10 protein-coding genes are annotated in these 15,071 nt (G+C 53.4%); 8 read left to right on the top strand and 2 right to left on the bottom strand.

Going from position 1 to position 15,071, the window contains the following annotated elements; all coding sequences use genetic code 11:
• Positions 1-182 precede the first annotated feature (182 nt).
• Positions 183-4,781 carry a S8 family serine peptidase gene (locus tag B9T62_RS41335; RefSeq protein WP_169834432.1) on the bottom strand — a complete coding sequence of 1,533 codons (4,599 nt, stop codon included), beginning with the start codon at positions 4,779-4,781 and terminating at the stop codon, positions 183-185.
• 314 nt (positions 4,782-5,095) lie between these two features.
• Between B9T62_RS41335 and B9T62_RS24175 the strand changes: the two genes are divergently transcribed.
• The 3 genes from B9T62_RS24175 (at position 5,096) to B9T62_RS24165 (ending at position 6,948) form a co-directional block, all read left to right on the top strand.
• On the top strand, positions 5,096-5,458 hold the full coding sequence (locus tag B9T62_RS24175; protein WP_087920406.1) for a hypothetical protein: 363 nt from the start codon (positions 5,096-5,098) through the stop codon (positions 5,456-5,458).
• A gap of 37 nt (positions 5,459-5,495) precedes the next feature.
• Complete coding sequence (locus B9T62_RS24170; RefSeq protein WP_087917623.1) at positions 5,496-5,675, top strand: YfhD family protein; 180 nt, start codon at positions 5,496-5,498, stop codon at positions 5,673-5,675.
• A 175-nt stretch (positions 5,676-5,850) separates the two neighbouring features.
• Entirely contained in the window at positions 5,851-6,948 is a 1,098-nt protein-coding gene (locus tag B9T62_RS24165; protein ID WP_087917622.1) for a GntR family transcriptional regulator, read from the top strand.
• 111 nt (positions 6,949-7,059) lie between these two features.
• On the opposite strand, the gene B9T62_RS24160 is transcribed toward B9T62_RS24165, so the two are convergent.
• Complete coding sequence (locus B9T62_RS24160; protein WP_087917621.1) at positions 7,060-8,133, bottom strand: LCP family protein; 1,074 nt, start codon at positions 8,131-8,133, stop codon at positions 7,060-7,062.
• A 279-nt stretch (positions 8,134-8,412) separates the two neighbouring features.
• On the opposite strand from B9T62_RS24160, the gene araD reads away from it, so the two are divergent.
• The 5 genes from araD (at position 8,413) to B9T62_RS41330 (ending at position 15,050) form a co-directional block, all read left to right on the top strand.
• Positions 8,413-9,102, top strand: coding sequence for an L-ribulose-5-phosphate 4-epimerase (gene araD, locus B9T62_RS24155; RefSeq protein WP_087917620.1), 690 nt, complete (start codon positions 8,413-8,415; stop codon positions 9,100-9,102).
• Between the two features lie 27 nt (positions 9,103-9,129).
• Positions 9,130-10,803: a ribulokinase gene (locus B9T62_RS24150; RefSeq protein WP_087917619.1), complete on the top strand. Its 1,674-nt coding sequence runs from the start codon at positions 9,130-9,132 to the stop codon at positions 10,801-10,803.
• Positions 10,804-11,096: 293 nt separating this feature from the next.
• Positions 11,097-12,587, top strand: coding sequence for an L-arabinose isomerase (araA, locus tag B9T62_RS24145; RefSeq protein WP_087917618.1), 1,491 nt, complete (start codon positions 11,097-11,099; stop codon positions 12,585-12,587).
• Positions 12,588-12,684: 97 nt separating this feature from the next.
• Positions 12,685-13,860, top strand: coding sequence for a sn-glycerol-1-phosphate dehydrogenase (locus B9T62_RS24140; protein WP_087917617.1), 1,176 nt, complete (start codon positions 12,685-12,687; stop codon positions 13,858-13,860).
• Between the two features lie 278 nt (positions 13,861-14,138).
• Positions 14,139-15,050, top strand: coding sequence for a methyl-accepting chemotaxis protein (locus B9T62_RS41330; RefSeq protein WP_157793990.1), 912 nt, complete (start codon positions 14,139-14,141; stop codon positions 15,048-15,050).
• Positions 15,051-15,071: the final 21 nt, after the last annotated feature.

Here is a 15,071-nt window from a genome sequence, read left to right as displayed (position 1 = left end):
CGGTGAATGGAGCGTCCCAAAAAACATCTGAGTTAACTTGGCTCCGGGGGCGGATACACGCTGAGCGGCCTAACGCGAAATTAAAGGCTGAAAGCACAAACAGGGACTGTCTCATCCGTAGAATCATCTACTTCCGAGACAGTCCCTGTTAATTATCCAACAGAATCAATCAGAACTGGTGATTAAGATCTTAAATCATCCAATACACGGTGGAGAATCGCAGCGGCCTGCGCCCGTGTCAGGGTGCCTTTGGGATTGAAGGTATTAGACCCTTCACCCTGCAGATAGCCTTTGCCGACCGCATAGGCAATCGCCTGTACGGCTTGCGGCGAGATGGAGGCCGCATCGCGGAAGACGGTGCTTCCCGCTTTGGTAAGATCGGCATCCAGTGCCTCGGCCAGAATAACGGCCGCTTCCTCACGCGTCAGCACGTCCCTTGCGCCGTTCTCTTTAATACGGCTCGACCAGGTATCTTTGCCTTCAAGTAATCGGTCGAACAGCGTCAGCAGCTCTGCCTGATTAAGGGAATCGCCCGGCTTGAAGCTGCCGTCCGTTCCTTTACCGGCTACAATGCCATGGGCTGCGAGTACTTCAACATCTTGTTTCGCCCAGTGGCTGGCGATATCCTTGAAGGTGGTGTTGAAGGAGGCTGCACCATAGGTGCCGTCGCCGGTGATCACAAACTGCAGCACATCTTTCTTAGGCAGTGTACCTGCCTGCAGATAGGACCATGTATTGTCTGCTGCTACCTGGTAGGCTGCTGTTTTGCTGACATTGCGCAGGCCATCCTTGTTCAGCGCCAATTGAACGCTGACAGGTGTTTGGGTTGTCCAGCCGTTCTTGATGGTCAGCAGGGAGGAGCCGATATCAATGAGGGCAGTACTGCCCTTCACTGCTGCGGTATCCGTACCTGCTTGCTGAGACAATGTCACGGTCAGTCCGCTGGTGGTAATGAAATCACTCACCGCTGCAGCCGGCAGCAGCAGCGCGAATTCCCCGCCTTGCAGCACAAGCCCATGCCCGGAAGTCTTCAGTGTCTCTGCGAGTGCAGCAGAGAAGCTGATCCCTACCTGAGCATATTGGCTAAACTTCACATCGCTGAGATCAATTACAACGGATCCTGCTACCGGAGTCTTCAGTGCAGCTGTGACAGCTGCTTCGGAAACTTGATAGGAGGCGGCAGGCAATCCGCCAGCTGCATCCGCTGTTACGGTCAACTGACCTGACTTCAGGAGTGAGCTGCCGCTGGTGGTTACACCCGATGGAGAATAAGGGTTGTAAGGTGATTGAGGTACTGGTGTTGCCGTAGGAACAGGGGTAGGCTCCGGTGTCGGCTCTGTAGTCGGTGCCGGAGTCGTAGTCGGCTTAACCACCTTTACTTCCACGGTAGACAAACCGGCAGGGACAGTCGCTGTTACCCCATCATTCCAGATCAGTACATCTGATAGTACAAATGAATAAGTGCCTGCCTTCTGTGGAGTGAACACGAACTCGGCCAAGCTGCCGGATCCGCTGTACGCCCCATCGGTAAGATGCACGCCGTATTGCTGTACATTGCGTCCATCCGCAAGCTTCAGCGTGCCTGAATATTCACTCAACGGCACACCAGGGAACTGAGCTTCCTGATAGGTAGCCAGCTGTACGCTTGGAACAATTACTGGTGGATCAAGCTCTCCACTGTATGCGAGGTTAAATGAAGCTCCATATACAGCATCTGTTGCAGAGAAACCGATGCTTACAGTAACAGGCTTGCCTACCTCTACTTCAGGGGAGGAGACAGCCGGAGTAACTTTTACGGCATCGGCACCCGTATTATACCGCAACAGCTGAGCATAATCCGCTTGTCCGTTGCCGGCATAGTCATACACATAAATGTAGAATTCATTTAAGCCTTCTGCCAGCGGAACCTCAATGCCAAACTCTCCGCTCGGAGCTATGAGTCCATTGGCTTGCAGTGCTTTTCCATCCTCGCCTTCATAGATGGCCGCAACCCCAAACAGCTTATTCGGGTCATCTCCGGGAGCCAGTAGATCAACCAGCAGGTCAGAAACGATCTTGCCAGTGACTAATCCGGTTCGCGGCTGATTGGTTTCTGCCGGCAGCTCATTCAGCGTAATACCTGAAACGACCGGACTTTCCGTGTCAATGATGATGAGAGCCGCTTCATCCTCCAAGCGGATGCCGTCATTCAGCACCGGTGTAACTGTGTAGTAACCGTCCTCAAGCTTCACCTTCTGGCCTGAGGCGGCACCGGTTACCGTTCCGTCCCATTTCAGATATTCGTAGGTGCCTTTATAGAATGTTTCGCCGGCAGCATATACGTCGCCTACAACAGTAGCCGGATCAGTAAGCGAAGCCACTTCAAGATGAAGGTTCTCTACGGTCTCGTTGACCGCGAAGGAGAGATCTGCCTCATCAAGGATTCCGTCTCCGTTCGGGGAGAACAGACCCAGCTCGGTGCTCAGACCGATGTCGGTGACGGGAGCCAGCTCATAGCTGTCGCCGACAACTACACTCAGCGGCAGAATGAGTGATTTGGATTCATTCAGACTTAGGTCAGGGTCCGCCCCTGATTCGGTCAGGAGGACAAGCGCTTCATACACCCCTTCCTCCGTCCCTTCAGCAATATTTAGCGAGAGGTCGAATGGCTGGCTGGAGCTTACCTTCTGGCCTATGCCCGCCAGCGTAACACCCTCGTCTTCCGCAAGCCATAGGGCACTTACGTCATACTCCTGAGCTTGCTTTGACAGGTTATCCCAATACACCGTTTTGGTAACGGTTGTTCCTTCTTCCTGAAGACCGAAGGACAGCAGTCCTGTGCTGTATTTGTCATACGGCCGATCTTCGGGACGGCCGGTATCCAGGAATTCCACGGTGTGGGCAATCGCCGGAGCATGGATTGTTTTGGGCAGATTGATCAAGCCCGCACCCTGGCCGTTCAGTGGATAACTAACATCGTCACGTGTGGTCAGCGGAGTTGCGTTATTGGACAACAAGGCTTTGATCTGGTCCGGCTGCAGTTGACCGTTCCAGTCCAGCAGCAGTGCTGCCGCTCCCGCTACATGCGGGCTGGCCATGCTGGTGCCGTTAAACTTGCTGTAACCGGTCTTGCTCTCCCAGACCGGTACGGAGGACAGCACGTTCAGACCTGGTGCCACTACATCCGGCCGGATCACATAGTCGGGAAGTGCCGGGCCTCTGGAGGTGAGGTCAGCCAGTCTGATTTTGGTATCATTCTGAAACTTGAAAGTAAGGGTATTGGTGCTGTCACCCAGTTGGCTCTTGATAGCTGCACCATCCGCCTTGGTAATGCCGTAGGTAGGCACAGACTCAGCGTTCAGGTCGATGCCGGGAGTCAGCTCGCCTGCGCTATGATTGGCAATCAGCAATCCGGCTGCACCTGCTGCAGCAGCATTCTCGGACTTCAGAGCAAAGGTAAGCACGCCGCGGTCAACAAGCGCAATCTTGCCCTTCACGTCCACTGTGCTGAAATCCTCTGCAGAGCCAAGGCCGGCAAAAACAATCGGCAAACCACTCTGCTCCTCGGTAAACGGCTCGGAGTTGACTCCAAGGTTGCCGTAGAAATCAGGAAGCGTGCCATAAGAGAAGACTGGCACAATAGCCGGGGTGGTGGTGGCACCAACGGAGATGCCGAGGTGCGAACCGCCCGGTGCTCCTACTGTTCCGGCACCGGGGCCGGAGTTGCCTGATGAGATCGAGACGGACACACCTGCGAGCACGGCGTTATCCACCGCAATGGAATCCGGGGAATATTGGTGGTTATAGGCGGAGCCAAGCGAGAGGTTGATGACATCGACATCATTCTGTACAGCAAGCTCGATGCCCTTGATAACATCGTCATTTGAGCCGCTGCCATAAGGGCCGAGAACGCGGTAGGCGTAAATGTCCACTTTAGGAGCGACGCTCTTGACGATACCGGATACATGGGTACCATGCGAAGTTTCGTATGGATTGCCGTCTACCGGCAGGTATTTAGGGTCAGGTTTAGTCTCAAAAGGGTCATTATCATTATCGACAATATCATAGCCGCCCTTATAGGAGCCTTTAAGGTAAGGATGATCATAATCAATCCCTGTATCGATAACGGCTACTTTAATACCATCACCTGTAATGCCCTCCTTGTTCAGCACATCCGATCCGATCAGATCGCCGTTGGCAATCGGCTCATCGTCCGCTGCCGGGCCTGCGGCCGGCAAGGCAGGGCTCTCCGTCTCCAGGGCGTGTACGGTCTGGTTGGGATAGACCGCCTTCACTCCTGGCAAGGACAGCAGTTTGTCCACTTGGTTGCCTGGAAGGGTAACGGCATAGCCATTAAAAATCTCGGTGTACTCATGGCCGGTTGAAGCGCCGATGCGTGCAGCAGCCGAGTTGAAGGCGGTATGCTCGGAGCGGAGAATATTCCGCTGCAGGGAAGGTGAGAAGCTTTTGGCGGCTGAGCTCTGGGCTTCTGCGACCTTGGCTGGAATATGGCTGAGCTCTACAATGACTGTTACAGGCTCGGAGGACTGGCTTGTGCCTGCATAATTCTGCGGAAGAATGGAATGGGAGGAAGAGGGCGGCAGGCCGGTAAAGGATTTATCGGAAATATCTGCAGGGAAATCTTTAGGGACAAGCTGTGGAGTAAATCCGGCCGAATCTGGCGGCGGAGGCAGAAAGGAAGCAGCATTTGCAACGGTAGGTACGGAAGGGAATACAATGGATACTGCCAAACCAAAGCTTGCAGCACCCAGGCCGAATTTGCGGATGGAATCTTTGAACATGTTCTTAATCCTCCCCAGCATCTTTTTTGGTATTGAATTAGCCTTGTTGAAGCTTGTTCACCCCTCCTTATGCAGAGTAGCTTGGTTATTATTGGTAAATACATGAAAATTACATTAATCTTACAAGTTTGAAGGAGATTGATAAATACTACTTTTGAACCATATTGAGTGTGGGGAGAAGAAAAAAATGTCGAAACCCGAGCAGAAGAGTAGGTTATTAAACGAAGTCGCATAAAAACCAAGTCATTCAGGCACTATAACTAAAGGAATTCAGCGAAAAACAAGATAAAGTTGGAAGTGGAGATGGAATGGTGATGGCGGAAAAAAGTATACTGGCCTACTTCAAAAGCCCGGAGGAAGCTGAAGGGGTCTCCCGAAAACTGCAATCCCTGCGTGTGGCTGAGTTATCGATTGATCGGTTCAGCAGATTTGGCGCGGCGCATGCAGAGGCTTCGGGAATTAACCCGGTGACAGGCGATATTGCGGGCATGGCCTCGCTGACAGCCGAGAGCGCATATACGGGTATCCTGAGAGCGGCGGACACCAGCGCGAGCGGAATGAGCCATGGCGGGGATGGAGGGCCCACAGGAAGAAATATCCTGCTGACCGTTGTGGTGAATGCCGAGACCTATGAGCAGGCGCTGGAGCTGATTGAAGAAGCCGGAGGGACGTTCTGAGCGGCCATAGTACTTAAAGACAGAGGAGCTGGAGAAGATGGATAGAGAAAACTCGAAGATATTCAGCAAAACTGAAAAAATGAAAATGCTCTATGAAGCGAAGGCTGAGGATGTGGAGTTCTCTGCGGCAGAGGCGGATGGGGAGGATCTGGAAGCACAGGCGCGTTCCATAGAGGCGGACAAACGGCAGCTGCATCAGATTCTGAAGAAAAAATAACAGCGATACACCTAATCACAGATGTTCCTGCAAGCTTACATTGTGGTTAAGATTTGAACCCCGCTCTGCGGGGTTTTTGGTTTGAAGTAGCAAAACTCAAATGGTACATGTACATACAAGTGGGTTGTGTTATAATAACTTGTATTATTCCATTTGAACAGCCTGAGGTGTACCCATGACTGATAAACCGTTACCCAAATATATGCAGCTCAAAAAAGAACTGCTGTCACGCATCGAAGCCGGAGGACTGAAGCCGGACGACCAGATGCCTTCCGAGCATGAGATCGCCGCCCAGTCGGGCATGAGCAGGCAGACGGTCCGCCAGGCGTTGGGCCAGCTGGAGAAGGAAGGCTGGTTGTACCGGCTCCAGGGCAAAGGGACGTTCGTGGCCCGCCAGGAGACGCGCCCGCTGCAGACCAGCAGCATGATAGGCATGATGACTACGCATATCTCCGACTATATCTTTCCCCATATTGTACGCGGCGCGGAAGCGCAGCTGCGCAGCTGCGGTTACAGCATGATGTTGTCCAGCACAGACAACGACAAGGAGAAGGAGCGCGAGAATCTGGAGATGATGCTGGGCCAGCCGTTCAAGGGACTGATCATCGAGCCGACCAAAAGCGCGCAGGGCAATCCCAATCTGTCTCTGTTCCTGGCGCTTGAGGTTCATCATATCCCGTTCATTATGATCAACGAGCGGTATCCCGAGCTGCACTGTCCGTGCCTGAAGCTTGATGATGAAGCCGGTGGGTATCTGGCCGCAGAGCATCTGATCCAGCTTGGACACCGCGGAATTGCCGGCTTCTTCAAGACGGATGACCTGCAGGGTGCGAACCGGCTGAAGGGCTTCATGCGCGCCTTTCACAAGCACCGCCTTCCGCTGGCTGCTGATACCGTCGTGCACTATACGTCGGAGCAGAAGCTTACCGTCCCGTATGAAGCGGCGCTGCGCATGCTGCACAGCGGGACAAGGCCGACGGCCTTCGTCTGCTATAATGACGAGCTGGCCGTGCTGCTGCTGGAGGCAGCGCGGCAGACCGGCCTGAGTGTGCCGGATGATCTGTCGATCATCGGCTTCGACGATTCGACGCTGGCTACAGCCACGGAGGTCAAGCTGACCACCATCCGCCATCCGAAGCAGGAGATGGGAGTACAGGCGGCAGACCTGCTGATGGAGATGATCCAGCGGCGGACGGCGGAAACGCCAAAGGACATCATCTACAAGCCTGAGCTTGTGCTGCGCAGCTCGACGAAAGCACCGGCGGGTGCGTAGCGTAGCTGATACGGCTCAAACAGAAAGGACCCGATGCCAAGAAGGCGCATCGGGTCCTTTCTGTTGCTTACCCAGACAGGCAGGATTACTGCCGCGGGGGGGGGGGAGGCGTTAATCTTCTCCGGAGGCCGGACGCAGGTCGGCAGACGCCGCCCTAGGGTCCAGCCAACGCTCAATCAGCTGATGGGTTTCTTCAAGGTCGTTCTCGTCCAGCAGATAATACCACTGGTCCGTATGGCTTCCTTCGCCCTTCAACATGTGACTGGTGATCTGCGGAGTCATTCCGTCCATGATAATCCGTTTGGCAAGATCGAGAATAAATTCCGATTTCATGTTTGTTTTGAAATTGCTGCCGGCCACGCCAAGGATGCTCTGAATATTGACAATATTATCGAAGTTCTTCATTCGGTCCAGGACAGCTTTGAGGAAAATTCGCTGCCGCTCTGTCCGCTTGAAGTCGGAATCCTCGCGGTATCTTACATACATCAACGCTTCGTGGCCGGAGTAGATCGGTTTATTCGGTTCTATTCTAAGCTTCTCATGCTGAGGATTCTTGTTCTCAATTACCTTGGTAATCGGCAGCTCCACTCCACCAAGCTCATCAACCACCTCCGTTAATCCATTGAAATTAATTGTTGCGAAATATTCGACGGGCGCATCCAGCAGATTGCCGACCGTGTCCACACTCATCTGAGGCCCGCCGTAAGAATGCGCGGCATTTATCTTGGTGTTCTTCCGCGCGCCCTTCACCGTCTCGGCCCCGATGATCTTGGCATAAGAGTCGCGCGGAATGGAAACGAATAGCGCCCGGTTGTCCTTGGGCCTGATCACAGTATAGATAATGGAGTCGGAGAGGCCGTTCTCCTGTCCGCGCTGGTCAGTGCCGAGCAGCAGGAGCGAGAACGGAGTGTTGCTGTCCTTAGCTGTCAGTAGCCCGGAATTCTCGTTGTCCTTCAGTTCAACGTAAGATTTATCGAGTGCCGGCGCGACGGCAGGCGCTACTACATGATCGAAGCCGAAGCCGATCAATTGCTCGCGGAATATATAACCGGACAAGCCCGCCAGCAATACACAAGCGAGGATAGAAAACCAAATCTTTTTCTTGTTGCTGCGTTTCTTTCTTTTGGCGCTGTTTTTGGCTGAGCGGTTTAGAGGTGAAGGTTGAACTTTTGGATTCTGTTTCATGGAATAGGCTACCTTTCTATTCGTTCTCGGTTATAAAATGATAATTCGTTCATTCGACAACTAATTTTACTATACTTTTACAATATGAGGAAAGTGCCGAAAGGTATTGACAGGTTATAGAGTCCCTCCCAGGGGGTTGCCAGTAAAGGTGTTGTATTCGTTTGTATGTACCTATGTAGACGATAAACAAAAAAATATAGATTAAATGTACGTACAAGTGTATACTAGGAATGCAAAGCCGGATATAGATCAAACCTGACATTATAGGGAGGATTACGAATGCTCGAACAATTAAAGCAAGAGGTGCTTGAAGCCAACCTGGACCTGCCCCGATACAACTTGGTTACGTTTACATGGGGGAACGTCAGCGGGATTGACCGGGACAAGGGTCTGGTAGTAATTAAACCGAGCGGTGTGGAATACGACAAGCTGCGTGCCGAGGATATGGTTGTGGTCGATCTGGAGGGCAATATCGTGGAGGGAAGCTTTAAACCGTCTTCGGATACAGCGACACATCTGGTATTATATAAAGCTTTTCCGAATATCGGCGGGATTGTGCATACGCATTCGCCTTGGGCGACGGGCTGGGCACAGGCCGGCCGGGGAATTCCTGCGCTGGGTACAACACATGCGGACTATTATTACGGTGAAGTTCCTTGTACGCGTCCCATGACAGAAGCGGAGATCAAAGGCGCTTATGAGCTGGAGACAGGCAATGTGATCGTGGAGACGTTCAAGGATCTTGACCCTGACATGCTTCCGGGTGTGCTGGTTCATTGCCACGCTCCGTTCAACTGGGGTAAGAACGCGCATAATGCGGTCCATAACGCCGTAGTGCTGGAGGAAGTGGCGAAGATGGCTACCCAGAGCTACCAGCTGAACCCGAATCTTACGCCGATGAGCCAGCATTTGCTGGACCGCCACTTCCTGCGCAAGCATGGAGCGAATGCCTACTACGGACAAAGCTAAACATTAATATAAGAGGAGAGTGTTCATATGAGCAAAAAATACGCCATCGGCGTTGACTACGGAACTCAATCCGGGCGCGCTGTGCTGGTTGATCTGGCTGACGGCACCGAGGTTGCCGACCACGTAACGCCTTATCCGCATCATGTCATTGATGAGTTTCTGCCGGGTACCGGCAAGAAGCTGGAATATGACTGGGCGCTGCAGCATCCCTCCGATTATATCGAGGTACTGAAACGGTCCGTGCCTGAGGTCATCCGTGAATCGGGGATTAGCCCCGCCGATGTAGTCGGGCTGGGAATCGACTTCACTGCCTGCACCATGCTTCCGGTCAATGAACAGGGCCAGCCGCTGTGTCTGACCCCGGAATACCAGGAGAACCCGCATGCTTGGACGAAGCTGTGGAAACATCATGCGGCCCAGGACGAAGCCAATGAGATCAACCGGATTGCCGCAGAGCGGGGAGAGAAATGGCTGGCCCGTTACGGCGGCAAAATCTCCTCTGAGTGGATGATGGCCAAGGTGTGGCAGATTCTGAACGAAGCACCGGAAATCTATGATGCTGCAGACCAGTTCCTTGAAGCTACGGATTGGGTGATCTCGCAGATGACCGGCAACATTGTGCGCAACAGCTGTACAGCCGGCTATAAGGCGATCTGGCATAAAGCCGACGGCTACCCTGACAAGGAATTCTTCAAAGCGCTTGATCCGCGTCTGGAGCACCTGACCGATACGAAGCTGCGCGGCGACATTGTACCGCTAGGCACGAAGGCCGGCGAGCTGACTGCCGAAATGGCTGAGATGATCGGTCTTGCCGCCGGAACCGCTGTTGCTGTCGGCAACGTGGATGCCCATGCTGCCGTGCCTGCAGTTGGTGTAGTTACGCCGGGCAAGCTGGTCATGGCGATGGGAACCTCAATCTGCCACATGCTGCTGGGAGAGACCGAACGCGAAGTAGAAGGCATGTGCGGTGTGGTCGAAGACGGGATTATTCCCGGCTATTACGGTTATGAGGCCGGACAGTCGGCGGTGGGCGATATTTTTGAATGGTATGTGGAGGAAGCTGTGCCGGCGTATGCCAAAGAGGCTGCGGCTGAAGCAGGCATGAATATTCATACCTGGCTGGAAGAACGTGCTTCGGCCTACAAGCCGGGTCAGACCGGTCTGCTGGCACTCGATTGGTGGAACGGCAACCGTTCTGTATTGGTTGATACGAACCTGACCGGATTGCTGCTGGGCTGCACGCTGCTGACCAAGCCGGAGGAAATCTACCGTACGCTGCTGGAGGCGACCGCTTTTGGCACACGCAAGATCGTCGATGCCTTCCATTCCAACGGTGTGGCTGTTGATGTGCTGTATGCCTGCGGCGGACTGCCGCAGAAGAACCGTCTGCTGATGCAGATTTATGCCGATGTCACCAACCGCGAGATCAAGGTGGCGGCCTCGAAGCAGACTCCGGCACTCGGAGCGGCCATGTTCGGCGCGGTGGCTGCGGGTGCGGCCAAGGGCGGTTACGATTCCATTGTTGAAGCTGCTGAGAAAATGGCCCGTGTACGAGAAGAGTCCTACCTGCCGATTCCCGAGAATGTGGCTGTGTATGAGCAGCTGTTCCAGGAATACTCCAGACTGCATGATTATTTCGGTCGCGGCGAGAACAATGTCATGAAGCATCTGAAGGCAATCAAGGAAGAAGTGACAGAATAGGCGGCGCTCACAAAACTGGGAACATGCTTTCGAAGCGAGTTTTACCGAAGCAGATTCATTGTAGCTTATGCTAATAAAACTTTAGGCGTATGCTTTCGAAGCGAGTTTTACCGAAGCAGATTCATTGTAGCTTATGCTAATAAAACTTAGGCGTATGCTTTCGAAGCGAGTTTTACCGAAGCAGATTCATTGTAGCTTATGCTAATAAAACTTAGGCATATGCTTTCGAAGCGAGTTTTACCGAAGCAGATTCATTGTAGCTTATGCTAATAAAACTTTAGGAGGAAAAAAACATGCTAACCATCAAACCTTATCAATTCTGGTTCGTAACCGGAAGCCAGCATCTGTACGGACCGGAAACTATCGAGGAAGTGGCTGCCCACTCCCGCGAGATCACGGCAGGCCTGAACGCGAATGAAGCCGTACCTTATGAAATTATATTCAAACCGGTGCTGACGACAGCGGACGAAATCCGTAAGCTGGCGATTGCCGCCAATAGCGACGAGGATTGCGCCGGGATCATTACTTGGATGCACACCTTCTCCCCGGCCAAAATGTGGATCTCCGGCCTGTCGCAGCTGCGCAAGCCATTGCTCCATCTGGCTACCCAGTACAACCGCGATATCCCTTGGGATTCGATTGACATGGACTTTATGAATACGAACCAGTCCGCACACGGTGACCGCGAATACGGCTTCATCGGCGCACGGATGGGCATTGCCCGCAAAGTCATCGTAGGCTACTGGGAAGACCCTGAAGTGGTTGGACGGCTGGGCGGCTGGATGAACACTGCGGTTGCTTTTAATGAGAGCCGGACGCTGAAGGTGGCCAGATTCGGAGACAACATGCGTTCCGTAGCTGTTACGGAAGGTGACAAGGTTGAAGCACAGATCAAGCTGGGCTGGACCGTGGACGGCTACGGGGTAGGCGATCTGGTAGAACGTGTGGACGCTGTTACCGAAGCACAGATCGATGATCTGATGGCTGAATATGCCGAAGCCTATGATTTTGCCCAAGGTGGAGACCAGGAGGGTGCAGTACGTGACTCCATCCGTTACCAGGCTCGTATTGAGCTGGGAATGAAAGCCTTCCTGGAAAAGGGCGGGTATACAGCATTCATCACTACCTTTGAGGATCTGCATGGCCTGAAGCAGCTACCGGGTCTGGCTGTTCAACGTCTGATGGAGCAGGGCTACGGCTTCGCCGGTGAAGGCGACTGGAAGACAGCCGCGTTGGTCCGCCTGATGAAGATTATCGCCAGCAACAAAGGCACTTCCTTCATGGAAGATTATACTTATCATCTGGACCCTGCCAATGAGCTGGTGCTCGGCTCACACATGCTGGAGATCTGTCCGACGATTGCTGTCGACAAGCCTAAGCTTGAGGTGCATCCGCTGGGGATCGGCGGCAAGGAAGATCCGGCCCGCATGGTCTTCAACGGCCGCTCCGGGGACGCGCTGAATGCCTCCATTATCGATATGGGCAACCGGTTCCGTCTGCTGGTCAATGAAGTGGTGGCCGTAGAACCTTCTGAAGCGATGCCGAACCTGCCGGTTGCACGTGTATTGTGGCAGGTGCAGCCAAGCCTGAAGGCAGGCGTGGAAGCCTGGATTCTGGCCGGAGGTGCGCATCACACCGGATTCTCTTATGTAGTTACCACAGAGCAGCTGCTTGATTTCGCCGAAATGGCCGGGATTGAATGTGTTGTGATCGACAAGGACACGAATACCCGTGCGCTGCGCAACGAGCTGCGCCTGAACGATATCGCCTGGAAGCTGCTTTAAGCCAGGATTTATAATATAACCTTACATGCGTGCCGTGCTCCCCTGGAGTACGGTACTGCTGTTTATCAATAGGGATACAGAAAGGATGAGTTCATCTATGAGTGATATTCTGCATGTGATCAGAGCGGCAGCAGCTGAAATCGCAGGAGGCGCCGCCTTCGCGCTCCCTGAGGCCATTCTTGTAGAGGCTGGTGCGCTGAAAGAGGTTGCCCCGTTTATTGTGGAGCAGGGCTGGAAGACACCGCTGCTTGTTGCAGACCGGATCACCTATGAAGCCGCAGGAGCCCGGCTTGCCGAAGCTTGTGAAACGGCTGGGGTTCCGCTGCAGATCACCTTGGTGCTGGCGAATGCGCAGGGAGATGTGATTGCAGATGAAGCCTCTGTGGTGCAGGTGCTGCTGGCTATTCAGCAGCATAAGGCAGATGGCGTCGTGGTGGCCGGTTCCGGCACCTTGCATGATGTGGCCCGCTATGCGGCTTACACCGCGGCTATCCCGTTTCTGTCGGTACCTACCGCCCCGTCCGTGGACGGCTTCACCTCCAATGGCTCGCCGCTGATTATCCGCAGCAACAAGCTAACCATTCCAGCGGCGGGACCAGTGGCCATCTTTGCCGATACCGATATTCTGCGCGCCGCGCCGGGTCCGATGATTGCTGCGGGCTTTGGGGATATGCTCGGCAAGTATACCTCTCTGTTCGACTGGAAATACGGACGGCTGACCGCAGGGGAGCCTTACTCTCCCGAAGTGGCTGCCATTACAGAACGCGCTCTGCTGGCTTGCGTGGAGCATGCCGAGGAGATTGGACGCCATACCGAAGCCGGTATTCAGGTGCTGACTGAGGCGCTGATCGAGTCCGGGCTGGCGATCCTGCTGTTCGGACAGTCGCATTCGGCGTCTGGCGCAGAGCATCATCTGTCCCATTACTGGGAGATGGAGTACATCCGTACCGGGCGGCGCCAGCTGCTGCACGGGGCCAAGGTTGGTGTAGCCTGCGCCGAAATCTCCACACTGTATCATGAATTGGCGAACACATTGGGCCAGGAGAGCAACAGCCAGTGGGAGCTGATTCGGGAGGAGATCCGCGGGCTGCCTACGCCTGAGCGGATTCGCCATCTGCTGAAGACGGTACAAGGCCCGTCAACGATCCAGGAGCTTGGCGTAGAGAAGGAGCTGCTGCAGCGCAGTCTGGCCGAGGCACATCTGATCCGCATGAACCGGCATACCCTGCTGCGTGCGCGGAACGAAGGTACAATCGCGGTGGTGGCCGAATAATCCTTCCCCTTCTTGCAATAGGGATAATTATTGCGGCGGCTTTTCCCTAAGGGGAGAGGCCGCTTTTTCACAGAGAATAACCGGCTTAATCTAAAAATCAGCGGTTGACTATACGAGTGAACAGAGCGGAGGGTCGGAGGGATTCGTTGAGCTGAATAACCAATCCAAATTTTTTATTTTTTCGTATCAATTTAAGCAGTTACAACCGGTGCCTGTTTAACCGATATAGATTGTATTAAATAATTGTTTAAAGTTTAATTTTGTGGAGGTAAATAATCATGGGGATCATTCATTCTCAAGAAGTTACTGACGAGCTTGTTGTGCGGTCTTTGGAAAAATATCTGGCAATCATCCGTTTTGACCTGAATCGCCGTGTAGCTTATGTGAATAAAGTTTTTGCCGGTTCGATGGGATATCCAATGGAGAAGATGTATGGAATGCACCATAAAGAATTATGTTTTCCAGAATTCGTAAACGGTGCGGAATATGAGCTGTTCTGGGAGAATCTGATGGGCGGCAACAGCTTTCAGGACAAGGTTGAGCGGATGGATGCGGACGGAAATACGGTGTGGCTTGAAGCAACCTATATGCCGATTTTTGACCAGGAGAATGCTAATGTAATTGGTGTATTCAAGGTTGCTACCAATATTACCGGCCGGCAAAATACGATGAGTGCAGTTGTGGAGCGGATGAAGGAGATGGCGGACAGTCTGAACCAGCGTGCGGAGACTGGAATAGAACGCAGCCGGGAACTGCTGGTCAGCATTGATGCCATAGCTGAAGTCTCTCTGGAGAATACCCATATTCTCGCCCATCTGCAAAAGCAGGCGGAATCTATCCATGGGATTGTGCAGACGATTGGCGGTATTGCTTCACAGACGCAGCTGCTTGCCCTCAATGCTGCCATTGAAGCTGCGCATGCCGGGGAATATGGCCGTGGCTTCGACGTAGTGGCCAAAGAAGTGCGTAAGCTCTCCGTGATGGTGCAGGATTCCATTATTGAGGTGCGTGACAGTGTCCATGCGATCTCCAAGGAAGTAGAGAAGATCTCCGGCGGCACCAATCAGGTTCAGCTCAGCATCAAGGAGAGCCAGCAGCAGATCCAGGTTGCGCTTGATGAATTCACAACGATTGCCTCTTCGGCACAAGAGCTTGATACCCAAGCCCAAGCCGTAATGGAAGCAATCTGACAACAACGCTTGCGGCTTAGG

The organism is Paenibacillus donghaensis (assembly GCF_002192415.1).
Lineage (GTDB): Bacteria > Bacillota > Bacilli > Paenibacillales > Paenibacillaceae > Paenibacillus_AQ > Paenibacillus_AQ donghaensis.
Note: the sequence above shows the minus strand (reverse complement) of the source record. Positions and strands in the feature narration are given on the sequence as shown.

Excerpts from the sequence above, each read along its gene's own strand:
- B9T62_RS41335 (WP_169834432.1), bottom strand. The coding sequence starts at position 4,781 with ATGTTCAAAGATTCCATCCGCAAATTCGGCCTGGGTGCTGCAAGCTTT.
- B9T62_RS24175 (WP_087920406.1), top strand. The coding sequence starts at position 5,096 with ATGGCGGAAAAAAGTATACTGGCCTACTTCAAAAGCCCGGAGGAAGCT.
- B9T62_RS24170 (WP_087917623.1), top strand. The coding sequence starts at position 5,496 with ATGGATAGAGAAAACTCGAAGATATTCAGCAAAACTGAAAAAATGAAA.
- B9T62_RS24165 (WP_087917622.1), top strand. The coding sequence starts at position 5,851 with ATGACTGATAAACCGTTACCCAAATATATGCAGCTCAAAAAAGAACTG.
- B9T62_RS24160 (WP_087917621.1), bottom strand. The coding sequence starts at position 8,133 with ATGAAACAGAATCCAAAAGTTCAACCTTCACCTCTAAACCGCTCAGCC.
- araD (WP_087917620.1), top strand. The coding sequence starts at position 8,413 with ATGCTCGAACAATTAAAGCAAGAGGTGCTTGAAGCCAACCTGGACCTG.
- B9T62_RS24150 (WP_087917619.1), top strand. The coding sequence starts at position 9,130 with ATGAGCAAAAAATACGCCATCGGCGTTGACTACGGAACTCAATCCGGG.
- araA (WP_087917618.1), top strand. The coding sequence starts at position 11,097 with ATGCTAACCATCAAACCTTATCAATTCTGGTTCGTAACCGGAAGCCAG.
- B9T62_RS24140 (WP_087917617.1), top strand. The coding sequence starts at position 12,685 with ATGAGTGATATTCTGCATGTGATCAGAGCGGCAGCAGCTGAAATCGCA.
- B9T62_RS41330 (WP_157793990.1), top strand. The coding sequence starts at position 14,139 with ATGGGGATCATTCATTCTCAAGAAGTTACTGACGAGCTTGTTGTGCGG.